Origin of the sequence: Arthrobacter sp. Hiyo1 (assembly GCF_001263615.2) — a bacterium.
Lineage (GTDB): Bacteria > Actinomycetota > Actinomycetes > Actinomycetales > Micrococcaceae > Arthrobacter.
In genome coordinates, this window is the sequence record NZ_DF952494.1 from 1 (window position 1) to 3,054 (window position 3,054).

The following is a 3,054-nucleotide window of genomic DNA, read 5'->3' on the forward strand; positions in this document are numbered from 1 at the left end:
AGCAACTTTCCAAACTTACCGGCTGCTTGCCTCCTAGTCAAATCAGCGTTCTTGACTTGATTTTCACGAGGAACTCAGTCAACTTCACCGATCTCCACTGGGGAGCAGCGCGGGTACTAACTATACCACCACTTCACCGGGGAGGCAAAACCCCCCTCCGGGCGGCTTCCTACGCTCCAGCAGGCGCCCCTGAGATCCCACGCAAAGGGCCCGGAAACTCAAAGTTTTCCGGACCCTTCACCCTCAGGCAAGCTTCACCCTCACGCAAACAGGACAACTACCCCACAGGCGCGAACCAAGAGGCTCCGAGCGGCGGCAAGGTGACGGTCAGTGCCGCAGGCAGCCCTTCCGCCCCGGGTGCGGTGGCAAGAAGTTCACCGCTGTTGATCACACCCGAGCCTCCGTAGACCTCGCGTCAGTGTTGAGTACTTCCTGCCATGCGCCGGCGGCCGGGACGCCGAGCACATAGTCCTGGTGCGGGCCTCCCGAGAAATTCACGGCGCACACCAAGGGGTTGCCGTCGTGGTCCCACCTGATAAAGGTCAGGACGTTGCGATCCGCGTCCGCGCCGTTGATCCACTGGAAACCGCCGGGCTCGTTGTCCCGGACGTGAAGGGCCGGCGTCGAGCTGTACAGCGTGTTCAACTCGCGCGTGAGCAATTGCAGTCCTCGGTGCGCCGGGATGTCGGCAAGGAACCAGTCGAGCCCGTGCTGTTCGGACCACTCGGCCTCTTGGCCGAATTCGGTGCCCATGAAGATGAGCTGCTTGCCCGGGTGGGCCCACTGGTACGCCATGAACGCCCGCAGGTTGGCGAGCTGCTGCCAACGGTCGCCGGGCATCTTGCGCAGCATGGATCCTTTGCCGTGCACTACCTCGTCGTGGCTAATGGGCAGCAGGAAGTTCTCCGTGAAGGCATAGACCATGGAGAACGTCACTGTGCCGTGGTGCCAACGGCGGTTCACCGGGTTTTCGGAGATGTACTTGAGGGAATCGTGCATCCAGCCCATGTTCCATTTGAGGCCGAATCCGAGGCCACCGTGGTTGGTCGGCGCGGTGACACCGGGGAATGCGGTGGATTCCTCGGCAATGGTCACTGCGCCGGGGTGGGTCTTGTAGATCGTGGCGTTGACCTCTTGGAGGAACGAAATCGCTTCCAGGTTCTCGCGTCCACCGTGGACATTGGGGAACCACTCCCCTTCCTCTCGCGAATAGTCCCTGTAGAGCATGGAGGCCACGGCGTCCACGCGGAGTCCGTCGATATGGAATTCCTCGAGCCAGTAGAGCGCGTTCGCGACCAGGAAGTTGCGAACTTCGGTGCGGCCGAAGTCGAAGATGAGCGTGCCCCAGTCCGGGTGCTCACCGAGCCTGGGATCGGAGTGCTCGTACAGTGGTTCGCCGTCGAAACGGGCGAGGGCCCAGGCATCCTTCGGGAAGTGCGCGGGGACCCAGTCCAAGATGACGCCGATGCCCGCCTGGTGCAGCGAATCGACAAGGAACCTGAATTCATCCGGATGCCCGAAGCGGGAGGTCGGAGCAAAGTAGGACGTGACTTGGTAGCCCCATGAACCGCCAAAGGGGTGCTCGGCCACCGGCATGAACTCGACGTGGGTGAACCCGAGCCACTTCACGTACTCAACGAGGTCCTTGGCCAACTCCTTGTACCCGAGGCCAAGGCGCCAGGAACCAAGGTGGACCTCGTACACGCTCATGGGCGAGTTGTGCGGATCCTTGTTGGCGCGCGCGGTCATCCAGGCGTCGTCCTTGAAGCGGTAGCCGGACTCCACTACGCGTGACGCGGTCAAGGGCGGAACTTCGGTGCCGAAGGCGAGCGGGTCGGCTTTCTCCACCCAGTGTCCGGCCTTGGTGAGCAACTCGAATTTGTAGCACGCCCCTGCTACAACGCCCGGGATGAAGACCTCCCAGACGCCTGAAGACCCGAGTGAGCGCAAGGCGTGCTCACGCCCATCCCAGGAGTTGAAGTCACCCTTGACGCGGACTGCCTGTGCGTTGGGGGCCCAGACGGCGAAGGAGACGCCGTCCACATCGCCGAGCGGGGAACGGTAGTGCTGGACGTGGGAGCCCAGCGTGTCCCAAAGCCGTTCGTGCCGGCCTTCTCCGATGAGGTGCAGGTCCACTTCCCCGACGGTTGGAAGGTAGTGGTAGGGATCGTTGATCGTCACGGGCGCGGAATCGCCGTACACGACGTCCAGTCGGTAGTCCGGTACGTGGCCTTGCTGCAGCGGTTCGAGGACAGCCACCCAGATGCCGTCGGTCTCGTGGGTCATCGGGGTGGAACCGGCTTCGGTGACCACAGATACCTCCGCAGCGAGGTGCTTGACCGTACGGATGGTGACGTGACCGTGGTCGTCAAGGTGGGCGCCCAGCACCGAGTGCGGGGCGTGGTGCGCACCAGCGGCCACCCGGCCCAGGGTAGCGGCGTCCACATACAGCGGGACTCGGGGCCGTTCGGTACGTGCTGAGCCTGTCATTTCCTTACCTTCCGATGTCGCCGCGGCATCCGTGCCGGGGCTCGTGTTTCCGAGGAGCTGCCGCGAAGCATTGACCGGAATGGGCAACCAGTCCGGCCTGTTCCGCAGCTCATAGATCACCTCGTACAAGGCCTTGTCCAGCCACAATGCCACAAACAGCGGCGAGCGGCGGTCAATCGTTCCAGGGGTGATGTCGCTGTAGCCAGCCAGGAAGGCCTCGGCGCAGTCGTCAACCCACGTGGCGGGAACCGGGCGCCCGGGTTCTCGCGGATGGCCGCACCGGCCGCGTAGTCGAAGGACCGCAGCATCCCGACGACGTCCCGCAGGGGAACGTCGGGAATGTTACGGTGTTCAATCGGCCTCAGGGGTTCGCCCTCAAAGTCCAGGATCGCCCACCGCGCAGGTTCGCCCGCGGCGCCAGGCACCAAAAGGATCTGGCCCAAGTGAAGGTCTCCGTGGATGCGCTGCAGGGTTCCGGCTTCCTTGCCCGACAATTGCGCCAGGAGTGCCTCGAGCTGCTGCTCATGGGGCCCGACGGCGGTGCCCGCCTCAGCCCACGACTGG

General features: G+C 63.7%; 1 pseudogene. It reads right to left on the minus strand.

What is annotated here, in order from left to right:
* Window positions 1–277: 277 nt before the first annotated feature.
* A pseudogene (gene glgB, locus AHiyo1_RS23915) lies at window positions 278–3,054 on the minus strand (1,4-alpha-glucan branching protein GlgB); the annotation flags it as partial.